We start from the raw sequence: 19751 nt of genomic DNA, 5'->3' as shown, positions 1-19751 counted from the left end.
GGCCGAAATTAGAGCCGCCGGAGCCGCCCTTCAGGCGGCCGTCCGCCGCGCCCTGATCCTCTTTGCGACCCCTGCAAAAGCGATACCAAACAAATCTACATGCTCTTCGGTCGAACTCCAGCCCAAACTCGCCCTGAGCGCGGCCATTTCCGCGAGACCCATCGCGGCGAGCACATGGGAGGCTTTCACCTTGCCCGAGGAGCAGGCCGATCCCGACGACAGCGCGACGCCTTCGACATCGAGCGCCATCAGCAGAGTCTGCGTCTTCTGGCCGGGCGTCAGAAAGGCCGAAGTATTGGCCAACCGAGGCCCTTTTGCGCTCAGAAACACAGCCTCCGGCCAGATTTCCGCGACTTTCGCCTCCAATCTGTCGCGCAGCGCGCCGAGCCTTTCGGCCTCCGCGGCGACGCTCTCTTTCGCGACTGCGAAAGCCGCGGCGAAGCCGGCGATCGCGGCCACATTCTCGGTGCCGGCGCGGCGGCCGCTCTCCTGGCCGCCGCCACGCAAAAGCGCCTCTCTGATATGGAGTCCGTCGCCCGCGAACGCCAGGGCGCCGGCGCCCATCGGTCCCCCGATCTTATGTGAGGAAAAGAACAATGCATCCGCGCCCAGGGCGGCGAATGTGGTCTCCAGCCGGCCCATCGCCTGGGTGGCGTCGCAGACGAGCAGCCCGCCTGCCGCATGGACGAGCTCGGCCGCCGCGGCGACCGGCTGAATGCTCCCGGTCTCATTGTTGGCGGCCTGCAAAGCGAGCAGGATTCGTCTGCCTTTGTTGCACTGCAGCGTATTCGCCAGCGCGTCGAGCGACAGTGCGCCCTCGGGGTCGAGCGCGACGCTTTCTACACGCGCTGCGGGAAAGCGATGACCGGCGAGCACGGCCGAATGCTCGCCCGCGCCGACGAGCAACAGCTCGATCTCGGCCGTCGTTTGGTCTCGTTGTAAGAAAGGCGTCAAAACCAGATTGGCGGCCTCGGTCGCGCCGGACGTGAAGACGACATTGCGCGCTTTCGTCCCCAATCCCGCGGCAATCTCGCCTCGCGCGGCCTCGACGAGCGCCCGCGCGGCGCGACCTTCGGCATGGATGGAGGAGGGGTTGCCGAGCGTCTCCAGCGCCGCGAGCATGGCCTCGCGCGCCTGCGGCCGCAGCGGCGTGGTGGCGTTGTGATCGAGATAGGCGCGCGGAGTGGACATGAGTCGAAGCTAATCGCTCCGCGCGAAGAATGGGAGAGCCGATCGCCGGCCCGCGACCGGGGCGTAACTCCCCCAGAGCAGCTGCGCGCCGGGCAGGCGGCGCGTGACGGCGACGAGGGCCATAATTCCGGCGACGATCGCGATTGTCGCCGCCGCCGCCACGAGATAGCCGCTCTGGAAATCGGGCGGCAGCGGCAGGAAGCGAAAGACCACCGTCTGCGCCAGATAGATTTCGAGCGTCATCCCGCCGATGACCGCCAAGGCGTGCGACGCCGCGAGATCTCCGAACCTGTCATGAGCGGCGACCGCCGCTCTCAAAAATGCGAGCGTCGCCGCCGCGGCGACGCAGAGCATCAGCGTCACGTCCGCCGCGGCCTCCGGGCGCCAATAGGCCAAGGCGTTGTTGTAGATATAGGTGTCCCGCGTCCAAAAGAGCGATCCGACGGCGGCGAAGACAGCCGCGCCGGCGGCGACCTCCGGTCGGATGGAGCGGATCGTCAGCCCGGATCGGCCGCAGGCGTAGGCTGCGAGATAGAAGGGCGCGGTGTAGCGGATGATCGAGATCGGATAGGTTTCGATCGGCGCAAGCAGCAGCAAGGCTGCGATCGCCAGCGTCGCCCGGCGTCCGCCGGCCTCGAAGCGCGAGGCGAGGAAGGCGCAGCCAGCGCTGACCACGAGCGCCCATAAAAACCAATAGAGGGTGAGAAAATTGTCCCATATCTCCGTCGCGACATGGGCCTGCGCGCCGACGAAAGCTCGCCGCAGGCTCGGCCCCGCGGATATCGTCGACCATATGATCATCGCCAGGAGCAGGGGAAGCATGCGGCGCGAGACGAGTTCGTGAAGGCTGGTCGTCGCATCGATCTTCCGAGCGGCGAGATAGCCGGAGACCGCGATGAAAGCCGGCATGTGAAACAGATAGATCGCCTCGAACAGGCCATCGTCCCAAAAACTCTCCGTCCGCGCATGCGCGATGAATTGGACGGAGTGGCCGAAGACGACGAGGAGAATAAGAATTCCCTTGATGAAGTCCACGCTCCGGTCTCGCTCGGCCGGGTTCGTCGTCTCCGAAATCTCGAGCGAAGCCGCGCGCCGGACGATATCGAACAAGAAACCACACCTCTAGGAGCGCTTTTCGCCGCCGAGCTCGCGATCGAGCGCCCAAGAATGCGCCGCGGCCTTCAAAACTCTTGCATCTAGCGCCGTCACACATGCTAGAAGGCCCGCTCGGCCGTCAATGAGCCGCGGGTTCGGAGCGCGCCGGACGCGCGGAGGCCCGGCAAGGGCGCTCCGGCCGGAGCATAACGCATTTTGGGCGCCGGCGGAATCCGCCCGCCTGAAAATGGCGTTTTTCGCGCGGGGGAGACGAGGAACTTCATGCCCGAGGTCATTTTCACCGGCCCCGCCGGCCGGCTCGAAGGCCGCTTTCATCAATCGGCGCAACGCGGCGCGCCGATCGCCATCGTGCTGCATCCGCATCCGCAATTCGGCGGCACGATGAACAATCAGATTGTCTACCACCTCTATTACGCTTTCGCGGAGCGCGGCTTTTCCGTGCTGCGCTTCAATTTCCGCGGCGTCGGCCGCAGCCAGGGCTCCTTCGACCATGGCGCCGGCGAGCTCTCGGACGCCGCGGCCGCGCTCGACTGGGCGCAGGCCGTCAATCCGGAGGCGCGCGCCTGCTGGATCGCCGGCGTCTCCTTCGGCTCCTGGATCGGCATGCAATTGCTGATGCGCCGGCCGGAGATAGAGGGTTTCGTCTCGGTCGCGCCGCCGGCCAATCGATTCGACTTCTCCTTCCTGGCGCCATGTCCGTCCTCGGGCCTGTTCATTCATGGCGACATAGACCGCGTCGCGCCGCTCAAGGAAGTGACCGGCCTCATCGAGAAGCTCAAGACGCAGAAGGGCATCGTCATCGAGCATGCGGTGGTGCAGGGCGCGAACCATTTTTTCGAGAACCGCATCGAGCCGCTGATCGCCCAGGTCGATTCCTATCTGGACAAGCGGCTCGGCAATCCGCCGCGCATCGCAATTCCTGCGCGAGGCGACTGACGTCGGATCGCCAGCAGGATTGGAAGGATGAGAGCGCGACGTTCGCGAGCGTCGCGCTTTTTTTATGCGGAAATCGCGCACCGACCAGCGTCGGGGGGAGCGCTCCCGCCGTTCCCACAATCCTCTGAGACGGGGCCGGGGCGGGCTGGACGGTGGGCGCGGAATCGAGAAAGTGAGCCGCGCACCGGCGGGAGCGAGCAGAGGCTCGCCTCTATGCCGCCCGAGCTCAAGTTAATTTTTGTCAATATTAGAATAGGCGCCGAATAGACGCCGAGCCTGACGAGGCTATGCTTTTGTTACGAAAATTTAATGTCGTCGAATTTCGACAAAGTCGGCGACGCAGTCTCGCGAGCCGCCGGCGCATCGAAAATCATGGCGCCGCCTTCGCGCGCGGCTCTCACGCGCCCTTGGCCAGCGCCGGCAGAACGCGAGTTGTGATCGCATCCTCGTCGATCGGCCCGAGAATCGAGACGTCGATCTTCGGACCCGGCGCCACGACGAAGCTCGCGGGAACGCCGCGCGCGCCGAGCGCCCGTTGGAGGAGGGCGCGCTCGTCCCGGCCCACGGCCACGAACGGATTGCCGTGCTCGGCCAGAAAGCGTCGGGCGTGGGCGGGGTCGTCCTTCACATTCGCGCCATAGATCGCGACGCCCCGCGCCGCCAGCGCCATCACCAGATGATGCTCGGCGCGGCAGCTCGGGCAATAGGAGGCCCAGAGATAGAGGAGCGAGCGCTTGTCCCCGAGATCGGCGGAAGCAAAACCGGGGACAGGACGCCCGTCCGCGAAGGTCAGCCCCGGCGTCGGCGGCAGATCGAACGCCTCGATCGACAGAGTGTTGAAGAAGCGGGCCGAAAGGTCTTTTCGCTTCCAGACATGTTCAACGGCGGCGGCGCCGGCTCCGGCCGAAATCGCGCAGAGAGCGCCGAGAAGGAGATTGCGTCGGCTCGGCCAGGCGGGGGCGTCCTCGTCTCGCTCGATCGTCTCACTCATCTGTCGCTCCCTGCATCCTTGCGCCGCCTTCCCATCTGAAGACGAAACCCTCAATGCGGAATGAAAGAGGCGACGAAAGCTAGAGCGATCTCGCTCCGCCGGCTCAGCCGACGGCGCGGCGTGGTCCGCGAGCGCTCGCCGTCGCGATTTCGCCGCCCCTCGTCGGCGCGCGGACTCCCGTCGTTCCGGGGAAAGTCAGCGGCAGGCCCCTCGACACACGCGCCGCGAGAAAGGCGAAGGCCTGGGCCTCGATCGCATCACCCATCCAGCCGATCTCGTCGGCGGTTGCGACCGGGCAGGGGAGGCGTCGGGCGAGCTCTCCCATCAGCGTCGGATTATGCGCTCCGCCGCCGCAGACGATCGCCCGCTGCGGCGTCGAGGGCGTCTGCGTGAAGGCAAGGGCGAGCGAGGCGGCGGTGAAGGCGCTCAAGGTCGCGGCGGCGTCCTCGACCGAAAGCGTATCTGTTGGACGAATTGAAAAATCATTCCTATCTAGTGATTTAGGCGGTAGTTTCTGAAAAAATGGATGAACTAATAGCGATTGCAGGATCGCCTCGTCGACCCGCCCCTCGGCGGCGGTCGCGCCGTCGCGGTCGACCGGCCGGCCCGTCCGGGCGAGCATCAGATCGTCGATGAGCGCATTGCCTGGACCCGTGTCGAAGGCGAGGGGTTCGGCGTCGCCATCGATGAAAGTGACATTGGCGACGCCGCCGATATTGATCACGGCGACCGGCCCCGCGAGCCCGCTCGCTGCAACCAAAGCGCGATGATAGGCGGGAACCAGAGGCGCGCCCTCGCCCCCGGCGGCGACATCGGCTCCCCGAAAATCATAGGCGACATCGATTCCGATCCGATCGGCGAGCGCCTGCGCGTCGCCGATCTGGATGGTGAGCCGGCTCAGCGGCCGGTGCAGAACCGTCTGTCCATGAAAGCCGACGATATCGATCGCGGCGGGGTCGAGCTTCTGGTCGCGCAGGAATGTTTCGACCGCCTGCGCATGGCGATCGCCAATCAGCCTTTCGGCCGCTCCGACGGCTCCCGGCCGCGCCTTGCGGTCAGAGAGGCGCGTCGCCTCGGCGAGCGCGGCGCGAAGCAGCTCGCGGTCGGCCTCGGAATAAGGGAAAAAGCCGGTCGGCCCGAAGACGAGCCGTGCTTCGCCATCCGTATCGAGCAGCGCGACGTCCACCCCATCCATGGAGGTGCCCGACATCAGGCCGATGGCGCGATAGAGGGTCATAGGGCGTCTCCTGCTGCTCGCGTCCATATGGGGCGCGTCTGACGCTGATCCGGATTTCCTTGCCAGATCAGCGTAAATCGCTCAAGGGTTGCGCGTCTTTTCTCGCCTTGGGCGGGGCTCGTCATGAAACACCATTCGCATCACGCCGCGCCTTCGACGCTGCGCCGCTTTCTCGCGAGCGAGGCGGCCGGCGGCGTCGTGCTGATGGCGAGCGCGGCGGTCGCGCTCGCGCTCGCCAATTCGCCGTGGGCGGATTCTTATCACGGCCTGCTCGCGGCGCCGATCGCCGGCCATACGGCGCTGCATTGGATCAACGACGGGCTGATGGCGGTGTTTTTCCTGCTCGTCGGCCTCGAGATCAAGCGCGAGCTCGTGGATGGCCATTTGCGCCATTGGTCCGCCCGCGTGCTGCCCGGCGTCGGGGCGCTCGGCGGAATGCTCGCGCCGGCGTTGATCTACGCCTATTTCAACGGCCATTCGCCGGAGATGGCGCGTGGCTGGGCCATACCGTCGGCGACCGACATCGCCTTCGCGCTCGGCGTTCTGGCGCTGCTCGGCGACCGCGTCCCCGGCGCGCTGAAAGTGTTTCTCACCGCGCTCGCCATTCTCGACGATCTCGGCGCCATCGTCATCATCGCGATATTCTACGCCGGCGAGCCCGCGGCGCAGCCCCTTCTCGGCGCCGGGGTGACTCTGTTCCTGCTGCTCGGCCTCAATCTCTTCGAGGTGAAATTCCTCCCGCTTTATCTCCTGCTCGGCGTGGCGCTGTGGCATTTCGTGCAGCTCAGCGGCGTACATGCGACGCTCGCCGGCGTGCTGCTCGCCGTCATGATTCCGCTGCGCCTCTCCGGGCCGGACCCGGACGAGCACACACCGCTGCATCGGCTCGAGAATGCGCTCGGCCCCTTCGTCGCCTTTATCGTGCTGCCGCTCTTCGGCTTCGCCAATGCGGGCGTGGCGCTCGGCGGCGGCGATCTCGCGGCGGCCGGCGCGCCGGTTCTTCTCGGCGTGGCGCTCGGCCTCTTCATCGGCAAGCAGGCCGGCGTTTTCGCAGCTATAGCGCTCGCCATAGGGACGCGGATCGCATCGCGGCCGCCCAAGACCGGCTGGGTCCAGCTCTATGGCGTTTCCGTGCTTTGCGGAGTGGGCTTTACAATGAGCCTGTTCATCGGCCAGATCGCCTTCGAGGCCGATGAGGGCGCGATGCGCGCGACGAAGATCGGCGTGCTCGCCGGCTCGGCCGCCTCCATCGCGCTCGGCTCGCTGGTTCTGTGGATCGCGGCGAGGCGCGCGGCGGCGAGGCGTCTGCTGACCAATTCGTAAAAAATAGGTTAAACGTCTTCGTTGCTCCCATTTTTCGCGAGGCGTCGGCTCATGCCAAATTTCAAGCTTCCCCTTTCGGGCGACGTCGCCCAGACCATCAATCCCTGGACTGCCGTCTTTAGCCCCTACGGCGGTCAATTCGGGCTCATCAACATAAATCTCGGGCGCTCGAGCGCCCCGCAGGTCGAGGAGGATGTGCTTTCCGACGTCGGCAGCTATGGCAAGCAGCTGGGCCGCATCGGCGACGCGCTGGCCGTCCTTCTCGCGCATTTTCAACCGCAATGCGAGCTCACGGCGAAGGAGGAGAAGGCGATCGCCGATTTGAAGGCGATGCTCGAGGAGATCGACGCGATCAAGCGGCGCCATCATCGACCCGCGACTGCGCCCTGATACGCGAGCGCCGGCGTCCGGCACAACCTTGACAAGCGCTCCGAACCGGGTTGAACTCGAAATTATTGAATTCGAGAGAGTAGGATTTCCGATGGATCAACTTTTCCGAGCGTCCAATAGCCCCGAAGTCATCGAGCTCTATCGGCTGATGCGCGCGCTGCTCGCGCTGCGGGACATGTTCGACGGCGCCTATGAGCGTGCGGTTTTGTCCATGCTGCCCGAGACGACGCGGGCGCGCTTCGATCGACTCGCGAAATCGGTCGACGACCGATCCGGCGTCGCGCTCGCCCGGCCGATCGTCGACGATTCCTATGATGCGCTGGAAACGGTGTTCGACGAATACAAGCATGAGGTGGCGGAGAGCCTGCTCGCCGCCGCTCTCGCGGATACTGTCGCCGATTTGCCGGAGAAACTGGGCGCTCTGGAGAAAAGTCTGCTCACCGAGCGTCTTTAAGCCTCGAGCCGCGTGGGCGGAGACTGGAGGCCTCGGAGGGAATCGAACCCCCGTACAAGGATTTGCAGTCCTCTGCGTAGCCACTCCGCCACGAGGCCCCGGACGTCGACGCCGAAAGCTCGACGTCGACGTGAGAAGGCTCGCTCATACAGGACATGTCGGCGAACGGCAAGACTTTGCGCGGCGCTCGGCGAGAACTCGGTGAGTTCTTCCACTTCTCGGCGCGCCGCGCTCGATCACCAGTGATTCGGCGCGCAACGACCCCATTGATTGACGTGGAAGCCGGGGCCGCAACGGAAGCCAGGACGCGGACCATAGGCCGGCGGCGGATGATAGCCTGGACGCGGACCGTAAGCGGGCGGCGGCGGATGATAGCCAGGACGCGGACCATAGGCGGGCGGCGGCGGACGACGATGCGGCACGCAGCGGCCCCAGGGATCGACGTGCCAGCCCGGGCCGCAGCGTCCGCCGATCTCCTGCGTGAGCGAGCCGGCGGCGGCTGCGTCTGTCAGCGGCGCGGCCGGCATGGCCATCGCCGCCGGCGCCTCGACGCCGGCGAGCGCGAGCGCGGCGACGAAAGCTAGTCTGAATTTCATTTGTGTCCTCCTATCGGAATGCGCAGCGAGGGCGCGAGCATTGGCGCATGGGAATGAACCGGCGGTGAATGACGCGCATAAAAGGGCGTTAACCGATCGTTCATCGCAATGCTAAGGCTTTGTTCAACTCCGCGAGGCAAGCTGAAGTCTCGTCAGTCCAGCGGAGCTCGCAGATGAGATCGAATGTCGCGCCATCTATGCGCCTACTGGCCGGCGGCCTGATCCTGGCGGCCGCGGCCGCTGATATCGGATGCGCAGTCGCCGAGTCGCGTCGCTCGCACGGCGGCGGAGCGCTCATAGAAGAACTCGGCGCCCCCGATGGCAAAGGTTTCGACGACATCGTCGTCAAGCTCGCGCCCCTCGTCGCATCCAAGCCGGAAAAGGCGGCGCGTCCGGCCGAACGTCCGCCGGCGGCAGCTCTCGAGGCTCCGACGGTCGCAGCCGCTGCGCCGACGCCATCGATCGATTCGGCGAAGCCGGCGCCCGCGGCTCCGGTCTTCCTGCGCGAGCCGTTTCCCATCATAGAGAGCGCGCCTGTCGAAGAAATCGCCAAAGCTCGAGAGCCGGACGTCGCGGTCGAGGCGAAGGCCGAAGCGTCGACGGAGCCAGCGCCGGAGGCTGTGACGCCGGCCGTTGTCGAAGCGAAGGGCGAATCACAACAGAGTGAGGCGCCTGTCGCCGAGCAAGCCGCGCCGGCGCCACGCGCGGAAGAGCCGTCGCCGTCGGAAGAAGAAAGCGAGTCGCCGCTCGCCGTCTGGCAGGCGCTCGTCGCAGCCCTCGCGCTCGTCGGGCTGCTGGCGATGAAATATGTCAAGCGCGGGCCCGCGCCCCGCGCCGCCGAGAGCGAGCCCAAGCCGGCGAAGACCGCGGAGCGCGACTCCCAAGAGGAGGGCGGGAAGGCCCAGACCGGCCGTTTCGCCGTGCTTCTCGCGGCGATCGCCGCCGCGCGCGCGAACATCGAGCCCATTCGCGCCAAGATCGCCGCGCTCCGTGGGAAGACGGCGGAGCGCCCGTCGCAGGCGACCGCCGCGACGCCGAAAGACGCGCCGAAAAAGCCGAAGACATTGGATTGGACGGAAGTCGCGGCCGCGTTGCGTGCGCGAATCAGCGGCGCGAAAGCGACAGGCGGGCCGGCCGCGCCCCAGCCCAGTCGCGTGATCGCCCTCGTCGAGACGGAGGCGAGGGGCAGAGGGACGGACGCCAGAGGGGCCGACGCTTGGGAGGCGAGCGAGGAGGATGGGCCCGAGCTGCTCGAGCCCGGCGACGCCAGCGCCCGGACGATCGTCATGAACGCCCGGCGGCGGCTGCGCGCGGCGCAGAGCTGACGCCGCAGCGAAACCAATTGGAACGAAAATGAATCGGAAATGATTTGAAGAACTTTTCTAAACCCGTGTTTCTCCGAGAGGAACCGCGGGGCGGCAGGCCCGGGCAAACTGGCGTCGCAGACAAGAATCGCCTATAGGAAAAAGGCGGTTTCGAGCGTTGTCGACGGCTGCTGAAAGGCTCCTGTCCGGCGCGCCTCGTTCGAAACGTCCTGCGAGCGCGACCTCCGCGGCCCGCCTCTCTCTCGAGCGGCGAATCTACAACTCGCCTCACCTTCGTCGGCGAGACGGGTCGACGATGAGACGACGCTCACTCCACAGAGCCGGCGCTGAAGCGCCGCGGCAGGTTTTCGCCGCGGCGGGCGCTGGACGATCCATCGGATTGGCGAGCCATTGGCCGAGAACGACACAGACGACACTGGACCGACCCCGCCCGGCTCCGATATTCGCCCGGTTTCGATCGCCGACGAGATGAAGCGCAGCTATCTCGATTACGCGATGAGCGTGATCGTGAGCCGCGCTCTGCCGGATGTGCGCGACGGTCTGAAGCCCGTGCATCGGCGCATCATGTTCTCCATGCACGAGAACGGCCATACGCCCGATAAGCCTTACGTGAAATCGGCGCGCATCGTCGGCGACGTCATGGGTAAATATCACCCGCATGGCGACGCCGCGATCTATGACGCGCTGGTGCGTATGGCGCAGCCCTTCTCGATGCGGCTGCCGCTCATCGACGGGCAGGGCAATTTCGGCTCCGTCGACAACGACCCGCCGGCGGCCATGCGTTACACCGAGTCGCGCCTCGCCAAGCCGGCGCTGGCGCTGCTCGAGAACCTCGATGAAGGCTCCGTCGATTTCAAGCCGAATTATGACGACAAGGAGATGGAGCCGACCGTCCTTCCGGCGCGCTTCCCCAATCTGCTCGTCAATGGCGCCGGCGGCATCGCCGTCGGCATGGCGACGAATATTCCGCCGCACAATCTCGGCGAAGTGATCGACGCCGCCATCGCGCTGATCGACCGGCCCGACATGACCGTCGCTGAGCTGATGGAGATCGTGCCCGGCCCGGATTTCCCCACGGCGGCGACGATTCTGGGGCGCGGCGGCATTCGCAACGCCTATTCGACCGGGCGCGGCTCGATCATCATGCGCGCCAAGGCCGAGATCGAGACTTTGCGCAAGGAGCGCGAGGCGCTCATCTTCACCGAGATTCCCTATCAGGTGAACAAGGCTGCGCTGATCGAGCGCATCGCCGAGCTCGTCCGGGAGAAGAAGATCGAAGGCATTTCCGATCTCCGGGACGAATCCGATCGCCAAGGCATGCGCATCGTCGTCGAGCTGAAGCGCGACGCGGTGGCGGATGTGGTGCTGAACCAGCTCTGGCGCCATACGGCTCTGCAATCGAGCTTCCCGGTCAATATGATCGCGCTCAATGGCGGCCGGCCGGAGCTGCTGACGCTGAAGGACGTGCTCGTCGCCTTCGTCGATTTCCGTGAGACGGTCGTCACGCGGCGCACGAAATTCCGCCTCGCCAAGGCGCGCGACGCGGCGCATCTGCAGGTCGGCCTCGCTATCGCCGTCGCCAATATCGACGAGGTCATCCGCCTCATCCGCACCTCGGCCGACGCCGCCACGGCGCGCGAGGCGCTGATGGAGCGCGAATGGCCGGCCAAGGACATGGCGCCGCTCGTCGCGCTGATCGCCGATCCGCGGCATGTGCTCTCCGAGGATGGCGCGATCCGCCTTTCCGAGGCGCAGGCGCGCGCCATACTGGAACTGCGCCTGCAGCGCCTCACCGCTCTCGGCCGCGAGGAGATCGCCGAGGCGCTGAACAAGCTCGCCGTCGAGATCGCCGAATATCTCGAGATTTTGCGCTCGCGCGAAAAACTGTTCGGGATCGTCAAGGACGAGATGATCGCGGTCAAGGAGCAATATTCGACGCCCCGCCGCACGCAGATCGTCGATGGAGACGGCGACGTCGAGGACGAGGATCTGATCGCGCGAGAGGACATGGTCGTCACGGTCTCGCACGCCGGCTACATCAAGCGCGTGCCGCTCTCGACCTATCGCGCGCAGCGGCGCGGCGGCAAGGGTCGCTCCGGCATGCAGACGAAGGAAGAAGATTTCGTCCAGCGCCTCTTCGTCGCCTCGACGCATACGCCGGTGCTGTTCTTCTCCTCGCTCGGCCGCGCCTACAAAGAGAAAGTGTGGCGTCTGCCGCTGGCGGCTCCGCAGGCGCGTGGCAAGGCGCTGGTCAATCTTCTGCCGCTCGAGCAGGGGGAGCGCATCACCACCATCATGCCGCTGCCGGAGGACGTGTCGAGCTGGGCGACGCTCGACGCCATATTCGCGACGACGGGCGGCACGGTGCGGCGCAACAAGCTCTCGGATTTCTCCGACGTGCGCCGCTCCGGCATCATCGCCATGAAGCTCGACGAAGGCGAGGCCATCGTCGATGTCGCCACCGCGGCGGAGCAGGAGGATATTCTGCTGACGACGCGCGAGGGGCAGTGCATCCGCTTCCCGGTGAGCGATGTGCGCGTCTTCCAAGGGCGCACCTCCATGGGCGTGCGCGGCATCGCGCTCGCCGACGACGATCGCGTGATATCGATGTCGGTCCTGCGCCACTTCGAGGCGGTCGGCGACGAGCGCGCGGCCTATCTCAAGCGCGCCGCCGCTCAGCGACGCAATGCGGGAGCGGAAGGCGCGGAGGAGGGCGCGGCGGAGACTGAGGAGGCCTCGACCGCGATCGAGCTGACGGAAGCGCGCTTCCGCGAGATGGAGCAGGCGGAGCAGATCATCCTGACCGTCTCCGAGAACGGCTATGGCAAGCGCAGCTCCTCCTTCGAATATCGCATCACCGGACGCGGCGGCAAAGGCATCGTCGCCATGGCGGTGAACGCCCGCAACGGCAAGCTCGTCGCCTCCTTCCCCGTGGGCCGGGGCGACGAGATCATGCTGGTGACCGACGGCGGTCAGCTCATCCGCTGCCCGGTGGAGGGCATACGCATCGCCGGCCGCGGCACGCAGGGCGTCATCGTCTTCGACACGGCGGAGGGCGAGCGCGTCGTCTCGGTCGAGCATTTGGCCGATGCGGGCGAGGCGGAGGAAGAGGCGGGCCCCGAGGCGGGCTGAGCCTCGGATTTCGTCGACGACAGCGTTTCGCCGAGATCGAGTTTCGGCGAAACGCGGTGTTTTTTCATGGAATTTTCGCGCGGGGGCGCGCTCCGATTTTTTTTGCGCTGCGTCCGATCGCCGCCTCGGCCCTTCGACAAACGCAACCCGGCGTCAATGGCGCTCGCGCGCGCATCCGTCTAGACTCGTCTCGTCACGCAGCTTGTCCAAGAGGGGGAAAAACGCATGCTCACGATCTGGGGACGGCGCAACTCCTTCAATGTGCAGAAAGTCATGTGGCTCGTCGGCGAGCTCGGGCTCGATCACGCCCATGTGCCGCTCGGCGGCGCCTTCGGCGGCCTCGACGATCCGCAATTTCGCGCGCGCAATCCGCATGGCCGCATTCCGGTCATCGACGACGAGGGCGTCGTCGTCTGGGAGTCTCATGCAATCTTGCGCTATCTGGCCGCGCGCCATGGCGGCGAAGCATTCTGGCCGTCCGATCCGGCCGCGCGCTCTCATCTCGATCGCTGGATGGACTGGGCGCAATCGTCGTTGCAGCCGGCCTTCGTCGACGGCGTTTTCGTGGCCTATTACCGCACGCCGGAAGACAAGCGCGATTGGCCGGCGATCCGCGCCGCCGTCACGCGTTGCGCGCAGCATTATCAATTTCTCGATAGCTGGCTCGCGGATCGCCCTTTCCTCGCCGGCGACGATCTCACCCTCGCGGATATCCCCGCCGGAACGACTTTGTTTCGCTATTTCGCGCTCGACATAGAGCGGCCCTCGCTTCCCAATGTCGAGGCTTGGCATGCGCGCCTTTGCGAACGGCCCGCCTATCGCCAGCATGTGATGGTGCCCTTCGACGATCTGAAAGGCTGAGACGCCGAATGGCGCGAGGGGCGAAATTGGGATAGAGTCATTCCGTGTTTCATTGAAACACGGAATGACTCTCTAGGCTTTTGTTTTGGCGCCTTTCCAACGCCGAACCGGTGTTCCCTTCGGCTGGAAACGCGCTAGGATCGGTCTCATGAACGCGCTGCCGAAGACGAAGATGACAGCCGAGGAGTTCGTCGTCTGGGCCGAAGGTCGGCCCGGCCGCTATGAGCTCGTCGACGGCGAAGTCTTCGCTCAGGCGTCGGAGCGCGTCGCCCATGCGAAGGCGAAGCTCGCTGCTGCGCTCGCCTTGCAGGACGCCGTCCGCCGGGCCGGGGCGCCTTGCCATGTTCTCCCGGACGGAGTCGCCGTGCGCGTCGACGCCGCCACCGTCTTCGAGCCCGATGCGCAGCTTTATTGCGGTCCCGAGCTTCCGCCAGACGCGCTGCTCGTCGAAAGCCCGCTCGTCGTTGTCGAAGTGCTGTCGCCATCCACCGGACGCAATGACGTTCTCGGCAAGCTCGAGGGATATTTCCGCATCGCGAGCGTCGCGCATTATCTCATCTTCGATCCAGATTCGCCGCTCGTCATCCATCATCGCCGCGGGCAGGGCGGCGATATACTGACGCGCGTCATTCGCGAGGGCGATATACAGCTCGACCCGCCCGGTCTCTCCTTTCCGCTCTCGGCCGTCTACGGCGAAGCGCGCTGAACGCCCCTGTGTCGGCGCGCACAGCCTCATGCGAGCGCTGCGCCTAATCTCCTCTGCATCCGATCGCATTTCTTTCACGCGGCGGTTTCACAAAAGGAGATTGAAAATGTCGAAAGTGCTTTTCATCGATACGAAGACCGAGCATACCCTCGCGCCTGGCGCGACGGTTCATGGCTGGTGGAACAACGCCTCGCCCTTCAACGCGGTGTGGGATGCGCAGGCCGTGCCCTTCGCCACCGGCAGCACCGCTAGCGGCTTCACGCAGGACACGTCGCTCGAGGTGACGCGCGTTTGGCGTCATTACACGGTGACGGAGATCAAGCCGAACCCGCAGTCACAGACCGTCGACACCAAGGACGAGACCGAGATCCATTACGAGATCAAGAATATCGGCAATAGCGTCGCCAAATTCCATGTGGTGCTGAGCGCGATCTACGAGTGAGCCGGCGCGCGCGAGCCGCGAGGCTCGCGCGTCCATTCAATCGCGCGCGATGAAGAGGGCGGCGCAGCCGACAATGTCGATCTCGACATTGCGAAAGCGCCGCTCGAGCGCATAGCGCAGACCGTCGAAATCGTCGGCCCTGTTCGAGAACACGCCCTTGCGATTGTAGAACGCCATCAGCCGCCGCGCGGCGGCGGAGCGCTCGACGCCGCCTTGCAGCAAGGTCGAGCCGAAAAAGACGGCGCCGTCATTCGTCAGCGCCTTCAGATGATCGAAGACGACGGCCTTTTCGGTGATCGCGCCGGGAAGGCAATGCAAGAGATAATTGACGCCGACGGAATCGAATTTCGGCGCGTCGAAAGCGATCGGCTCCAGAACATTGCGGCGATAGGTCTGCGGCGAAAAACGCGCGATGCGCTCCGCCGCGAAGCGAAGCGCGTCCGGGTTCAAATCCATGAGCGCGACGCGCGGCGCGGCGACCGGAAAGCGACAATGGTCGAGGAAATATCCCGTGCCGATTCCGACGTCGAGATGATTGCCCGACGCGTGGAGATCATAAAGCGCGCGCAGGCGCGGCGTCGGACATTTCCAGATGAAGCGGTTGGAGAGGCCGAGGACGAGCATGTCATAGAGCCGGAGAACGGCAGGCGTATAGACGGCTTGGCCGGCGGCGATCTGCTCGGGACTGGCGGTCATCTGCGTAACGTCCTATTGCTCGCCCACCGCCTGTTCGACGGGAAGGAACCAATGCCCATTCTACGCTATTCCGCCGCCTCGCCCTACGCCCGCAAAGCGCGCATCGTCGCCGAGCTGCTCGGCTTCGGCTCCGGCCTCGAGCTCGTCGGCGCCGACACGACCAATCCCGCCGACACGCTGCGCGAGCAGAACCCACTCGGCAAAGTGCCGACGCTGATTCTCGACAGTGGCGAGACGCTCTACGACAGCCGCGTGATCTGCGAATATTTCGACCTTCTCGCCGGCGGCGGAAAGCTCTTTCCGGCCGATCCCGCCGCGCGCATCGCGGCGCTGACGCTGCAATCGCTCGGCGACGGGATCAATGACGCGGCGCTGCTGATCCGTTACGAGGCGACGCGGCCGGAGCCTTTGCGTTCGTCCGATTGGATCGCGCTGCAGACCGGCAAGGTGGAGCGCGTCCTCGCAGCGCTCGACGCCGATCCGCCGGCGGGCCCGGTCACGATCGGTCATGTGGCCGTCGCCGCCGCGCTCGGCTATCTGGACCTGCGCTTCGAAGGCGCCTGGCGCGCGAAACATCCCGCGCTCGTCGCCTGGCTCGACGCTTTCTCTCGCGAGGTTCCGGCCTACGAGGCGACGCGCGTTTCCTGATCGCCTTCGCGCCTTGGCGGCGAAACGCGCCGCCAAGGCGCGAAGTGGCCTCACATCCGCGCCGGCAGCTTGTCCTCCTCGGCGAGATTGGAGAAGCGCGTCACCTCCGCCTCGAAGGCGAGCGTGACCGTGCCTGTGGGCCCGTGGCGCTGCTTGCCGAGGATCGCTTCGGCGCGTCCATGCACGCGCTCCATCTCGTTCTGCCAGGCGATATGCTCTTCCGTGCCCTCGCGCGGCTCGCGATTGCGCAGGTAATATTCTTCTCGATAGACGAACATCACCACGTCGGCGTCCTGCTCGATCGAGCCGGATTCGCGCAGGTCAGAGAGCTGCGGGCGCTTGTCGTCGCGGCTCTCGACCTGACGCGAGAGCTGCGAGAGCGCGATGACCGGCACGGCCAGTTCCTTGGCCAGCGCCTTGAGGCCCGTGGTGATCTCGGTCAGCTCCTGCACGCGATTTTCATTGCGTGACTTGGAGCCGGAGAGCAGCTGCAGATAGTCGACGACGAGCAGATCGAGCCCGCGCTGGCGTTTGAGGCGTCGCGCCCGCGCGATGAGCTGCGCGATGGAGATGCCGCCGCTCTGATCGATGAAGAAGGGGACGCTCTGCATCTCCCGCGCCGCCTCGGCGATGCGGCGGAAATCATCCTCGTTGATGTCGCCGCGGCGAATCTTATAGGAGGGCACGCCGGATTGCTCGGCGATGACGCGCGTCGCCAATTGCTCGGCCGACATTTCGAGCGAGAAGAAGCCGACGATGCCGCCATTCACCGTCTTTGCCGAGCCGTCCGGCTGTTGCTCGGACACATAGGCCTTGGCGATGTTGAAGGCGATGTTGGTGGCGAGCGCCGTCTTGCCCATGCCGGGACGGCCGGCGACGATGATGAGATCGGATTTCTGCAGCCCGCCCATCTTCTCGTCGAGATCGACGAGCCCTGTCGCTATGCCGGAGAGGTGGCCGTCGCGCTGATAGGCGCTGCTCGCCATATCCATGGCGGTGGCGAGCGCCTCGGCGAAACGCTGGAAGCCGCCGTCATAGCGGCCGGTCTCGGCGACGGCGTAGAGCTTGCGCTCGGCCTCCTCGATCTGTAGGCGCGGCGCCTGATCGACCGCCGCGTCGAAGGCGGCGTTGACGATATCCTCGCCGATGACGATCAGCTCCCGCCGCACGGAGAGATCATGGATCGTGCGGCCATAATCCTCGGCGTTGATGATCGTCGTCGCCTCGCGCGCCAATCGCGCGAGATAGGCCTGCATCGTCACGCCGCCGGGCAGCTCCACATCGCCGAGATGCGTCTTCAGCGTCACGACGGTGGCGACGCGGCCGGCGCGAATGATCTGCGAGGAAACCTCGAAGATGCGCCTGTGCAGCTCCTCGGAGAAATGGTCCGGCCGCAGAAAATCCGAGACGCGATCGAATGCGTCATTGTTGACGAGAATGGCGCCGAGCAGCGCCTGCTCGGCTTCGATATTATGGGGCGGCGTGCGATAGGCGGGCTGGTCGAGCATTTCTCTCTCGGGAACGGAACATAGCGGGGTAATCACAGCGACGACGACATCGCGCAGAAGGCCGGAGCTCCGTGTCCCCTCGGGAGAGGAGGTCGAGCGCGGATGGCGATCGGGAGGAGATCATCCCCATCTCGGGGACGCTCAGCCCGGCCGTTCGCCTGATTGCCTCTGATGGATGTCTTCGATGCACTTGAACGCGTTGCGACAGGCACTCGAGAACGGCCGCGACATTGCCCGAAGCGGAGAGCGGCGCCAATGGCAAAGATCGCGCGCGGCCCTTCCAATGCGCGAGCGGCGTCTTTGTGAGTCATTTCCACATGCGCGGCGCATCTTTCGGCGCGCTCACGTAAAATCGATTGTGTGTGGCAATTTCGCCACGCCGAATCGCCGGCCTATGAAAAAGGCCGGAGACGCGAGCGCCTCCGGCCTTTTTTAAATTGAGCAGAATCGGTCGCGAGCGATCAGAGCTCGACGTCGCCGGCCTCGGCCAGCGCCGCGCCGACCTCGAGGCCGAGATCGTCGAGCGTCGTCTCCTCGCGGGTGGCGGCGGCCTCGCCGCGCGCCTGGCGCTCGGCCTCTTCGGCGGAGCGGGCGACGTTGACGATGATCTTCACCTCGATCTCGGGATGCAGATGCACCGGCACATTATGCAGGCCGAGCGCCTTGATCGGATGTTGCAGATCGACCTGACTGCGGTTGAGCGTGAAGCCGCCCGCGGTCGCCGCGTCGGAGATGTCGCGCGTCGCCACCGAGCCATAGAGATGGCCGCTCTCGCCCGCTTGGCGGATGATGACGAAGGTCTGCCCCTCGAGCTTCTCGGCGACGGCCTCGGCCTCCTTGCGAGCGGTGAGGTTGTGCGCCTCGATATGGGCGCGCTGCGTCTCGAAATGCTTCTTGTTGTTCTCGGTGGCGCGCAGCGCCTTGCCGCGCGCCAGCAGGAAGTTGCGCGCATAGCCGTCGCGCACGCGAACGGTGTCGCCCATCTGGCCGAGCTTGGCCACGCGCTCCAGCAGAATGACATCGACCATGGGTTCTATCTCCTCGTGTCTCTCTCGAATTTTACCGCAGCGATCTCAGCCGCGCCGCGCCTGCGCCGCCTGCTTGCGGCTACGGAACGAAAACACCGCGTCGACGACGCCGATCACGGTGAACAGGACGATCGGCCAAGCGAACAGGCCGATGACGATATAGATGACGATGAGCGAAACGCCGCCGACGCGCGTCCCGCGCAGCAGGGCGTGAACGACCGCTAGCCCCTGCATCGCCAGAGCGAGGCCGAGCGTCTCGGCGAAAACAAGTCCGATCTCGCCGGGAAGATCGCCGAGGAAGGCCACGGCGGCTGCGACGAGGAACAGCCCGGCGACCGTGCGCGGCAGCACGAATTCCTGCGCGATGTCCGGCCAGGGACGCGAGAGCGCGTCCGACGCGCGCGCCAGCAGGCCAGCGCCCCAGAGATTGAGCGTGTGGCTGAGCAGCGTCAGCGCGGCGAGAGTCGCCGGGAAGGCGAAGACGACGAGCGCCGAGAGCTGGCTCGGATCGAGCTTGTCGCCGAGCTCTTGCGTCCGCACCAGATCCTCGATCGCCATGAAGGCGCGGGCGCGCAGCGGATTGAGCGCCTCGTCGAGGCCGCCGAAACGAATCGCAGCGATCGTGACCGCGATGGAAACCGCCGCCGCCACCACGCCGCCGGCGGCGAGAACCGCCCAGGCCGGCACATGCGCGGTCACGAGCTCGCGCCTGCGCCAGGGCGCTCCGGCTGCGACATAGGCGGCGGCGAGCGCCGGAACGCCGACGAGCAAGGCGTAGACGAGGCCGAAGATCGGATTGGGCCAGATCGACAGCAGGCCGGTCGCGATGAGGGCCGAGGTCGCGCCGTGGCGAAGGCCGAAGCCCAGCGCGACGATCAAAATCGGCAATGGCGCGAGAAAGGCGAACAAAACCGCCGCCGAAGTGCCCTTGGTGATGACCGCGAACACGGCCGCGCCCGCGAGCCCTCCGCCGAGCGAGGCGAAGATCTGCGGCAGCGAAAAATCGCCGTTGTCGGGAACGGGCAGTTTCTTGCGTTCGGGTAAAAGCTGGGGCATGGGCTCTACGCTTGTTCGAGGGCGAGCACGATCATCTCGCGTCCAGCCCCCTGAACGCCGGCGAAGCCCGCCTTTTAAGGCGGCCGATCTCTTCCGGCAAGGGCAGCGCGACGAA

Annotated in this window: 19 protein-coding genes and 1 tRNA gene; 10 read left to right on the top strand and 10 right to left on the bottom strand. The window is 65.7% G+C overall.

Annotated features, from left to right (window positions below; translation table 11 throughout):
- Positions 1 to 30: 30 nt before the first annotated feature.
- A complete protein-coding gene (locus tag IY145_RS20270) occupies positions 31 to 1191 on the bottom strand; it encodes a cysteine desulfurase family protein (protein ID WP_196409858.1) in 1161 nt (386 codons plus the stop codon).
- 9 nt (positions 1192 to 1200) lie between these two features.
- Complete coding sequence (locus IY145_RS20265) at positions 1201 to 2301, bottom strand: acyltransferase family protein (protein ID WP_196409857.1); 1101 nt, start codon at positions 2299 to 2301, stop codon at positions 1201 to 1203.
- Between the two features lie 267 nt (positions 2302 to 2568).
- Between IY145_RS20265 and IY145_RS20260 the strand changes: the two genes are divergently transcribed.
- Complete coding sequence (locus tag IY145_RS20260) at positions 2569 to 3243, top strand: alpha/beta hydrolase (RefSeq protein ID WP_196409856.1); 675 nt, start codon at positions 2569 to 2571, stop codon at positions 3241 to 3243.
- Positions 3244 to 3640: 397 nt separating this feature from the next.
- On the opposite strand, the gene IY145_RS20255 is transcribed toward IY145_RS20260, so the two are convergent.
- On the bottom strand, positions 3641 to 4234 hold the full coding sequence (locus tag IY145_RS20255; RefSeq protein ID WP_196409855.1) for a redoxin family protein: 594 nt from the start codon (positions 4232 to 4234) through the stop codon (positions 3641 to 3643).
- A gap of 103 nt (positions 4235 to 4337) precedes the next feature.
- On the bottom strand, positions 4338 to 5471 hold the full coding sequence (locus IY145_RS20250) for an anhydro-N-acetylmuramic acid kinase (RefSeq protein WP_196409854.1): 1134 nt from the start codon (positions 5469 to 5471) through the stop codon (positions 4338 to 4340).
- Between the two features lie 123 nt (positions 5472 to 5594).
- Here IY145_RS20250 and nhaA point away from each other — a divergent pair, with 123 nt between their 5' ends.
- The 3 genes from nhaA (at position 5595) to IY145_RS20235 (ending at position 7638) form a co-directional block, all read left to right on the top strand.
- Positions 5595 to 6794, top strand: a complete 1200-nt coding sequence (gene nhaA / locus IY145_RS20245) for a Na+/H+ antiporter NhaA (protein ID WP_196409853.1) — start codon at positions 5595 to 5597, stop codon at positions 6792 to 6794.
- A gap of 51 nt (positions 6795 to 6845) precedes the next feature.
- Positions 6846 to 7184 (top strand): hypothetical protein, encoded by a 339-nt coding sequence (locus IY145_RS20240; RefSeq protein WP_196409852.1) that lies wholly within the window; start codon positions 6846 to 6848, stop codon positions 7182 to 7184.
- Positions 7185 to 7275: 91 nt separating this feature from the next.
- The gene (locus tag IY145_RS20235; protein ID WP_196409851.1) at positions 7276 to 7638 is read left to right on the top strand and encodes a hypothetical protein; all 363 of its coding nucleotides are present in this window, start codon (positions 7276 to 7278) and stop codon (positions 7636 to 7638) included.
- A 24-nt stretch (positions 7639 to 7662) separates the two neighbouring features.
- Here the strand turns inward: IY145_RS20235 and IY145_RS20230 are convergent.
- A tRNA-Cys gene (locus tag IY145_RS20230) sits at positions 7663 to 7736 on the bottom strand.
- Between the two features lie 138 nt (positions 7737 to 7874).
- Complete coding sequence (locus IY145_RS20225; protein WP_196409850.1) at positions 7875 to 8234, bottom strand: GCG_CRPN prefix-to-repeats domain-containing protein; 360 nt, start codon at positions 8232 to 8234, stop codon at positions 7875 to 7877.
- Between the two features lie 173 nt (positions 8235 to 8407).
- On the opposite strand from IY145_RS20225, the gene IY145_RS20220 reads away from it, so the two are divergent.
- The 5 genes from IY145_RS20220 to IY145_RS20200 all read left to right on the top strand — a co-directional run bounded on the left by IY145_RS20220 (position 8408) and on the right by IY145_RS20200 (position 14700).
- On the top strand, positions 8408 to 9559 hold the full coding sequence (locus IY145_RS20220; protein ID WP_196409849.1) for a hypothetical protein: 1152 nt from the start codon (positions 8408 to 8410) through the stop codon (positions 9557 to 9559).
- A 390-nt stretch (positions 9560 to 9949) separates the two neighbouring features.
- Positions 9950 to 12691, top strand: coding sequence for a DNA gyrase subunit A (gene gyrA / locus IY145_RS20215; protein WP_196409848.1), 2742 nt, complete (start codon positions 9950 to 9952; stop codon positions 12689 to 12691).
- 225 nt (positions 12692 to 12916) lie between these two features.
- The gene (locus IY145_RS20210) at positions 12917 to 13552 is read left to right on the top strand and encodes a glutathione S-transferase family protein (RefSeq protein WP_196409847.1); all 636 of its coding nucleotides are present in this window, start codon (positions 12917 to 12919) and stop codon (positions 13550 to 13552) included.
- A gap of 148 nt (positions 13553 to 13700) precedes the next feature.
- Positions 13701 to 14258 (top strand): Uma2 family endonuclease, encoded by a 558-nt coding sequence (locus tag IY145_RS20205; RefSeq protein WP_196409846.1) that lies wholly within the window; start codon positions 13701 to 13703, stop codon positions 14256 to 14258.
- Positions 14259 to 14364: 106 nt separating this feature from the next.
- A complete protein-coding gene (locus tag IY145_RS20200) occupies positions 14365 to 14700 on the top strand; it encodes a hypothetical protein (RefSeq protein ID WP_196409845.1) in 336 nt (111 codons plus the stop codon).
- Positions 14701 to 14736: 36 nt separating this feature from the next.
- Here IY145_RS20200 and IY145_RS20195 read toward each other — a convergent pair whose 3' ends face one another.
- Complete coding sequence (locus tag IY145_RS20195; protein ID WP_196409844.1) at positions 14737 to 15396, bottom strand: class I SAM-dependent methyltransferase; 660 nt, start codon at positions 15394 to 15396, stop codon at positions 14737 to 14739.
- Positions 15397 to 15447: 51 nt separating this feature from the next.
- On the opposite strand from IY145_RS20195, the gene IY145_RS20190 reads away from it, so the two are divergent.
- Positions 15448 to 16044, top strand: a complete 597-nt coding sequence (locus IY145_RS20190) for a glutathione S-transferase family protein (RefSeq protein WP_196409843.1) — start codon at positions 15448 to 15450, stop codon at positions 16042 to 16044.
- A 50-nt stretch (positions 16045 to 16094) separates the two neighbouring features.
- Here IY145_RS20190 and IY145_RS20185 read toward each other — a convergent pair whose 3' ends face one another.
- The 3 genes from IY145_RS20185 to IY145_RS20175 all read right to left on the bottom strand — a co-directional run bounded on the left by IY145_RS20185 (position 16095) and on the right by IY145_RS20175 (position 19636).
- A complete protein-coding gene (locus IY145_RS20185) occupies positions 16095 to 17552 on the bottom strand; it encodes a replicative DNA helicase (RefSeq protein WP_196409842.1) in 1458 nt (485 codons plus the stop codon).
- A 461-nt stretch (positions 17553 to 18013) separates the two neighbouring features.
- The gene (gene rplI, locus IY145_RS20180; protein ID WP_196409841.1) at positions 18014 to 18580 is read right to left on the bottom strand and encodes a 50S ribosomal protein L9; all 567 of its coding nucleotides are present in this window, start codon (positions 18578 to 18580) and stop codon (positions 18014 to 18016) included.
- Between the two features lie 45 nt (positions 18581 to 18625).
- Complete coding sequence (locus IY145_RS20175; RefSeq protein WP_196409840.1) at positions 18626 to 19636, bottom strand: DUF2232 domain-containing protein; 1011 nt, start codon at positions 19634 to 19636, stop codon at positions 18626 to 18628.
- Positions 19637 to 19751 lie beyond the last annotated feature (115 nt).

Origin of the sequence: Methylosinus sp. H3A (assembly GCF_015709455.1) — a bacterium.
GTDB lineage: Bacteria > Pseudomonadota > Alphaproteobacteria > Rhizobiales > Beijerinckiaceae > Methylosinus.
This window is presented reverse-complemented; position numbering and strand designations above follow the sequence as displayed.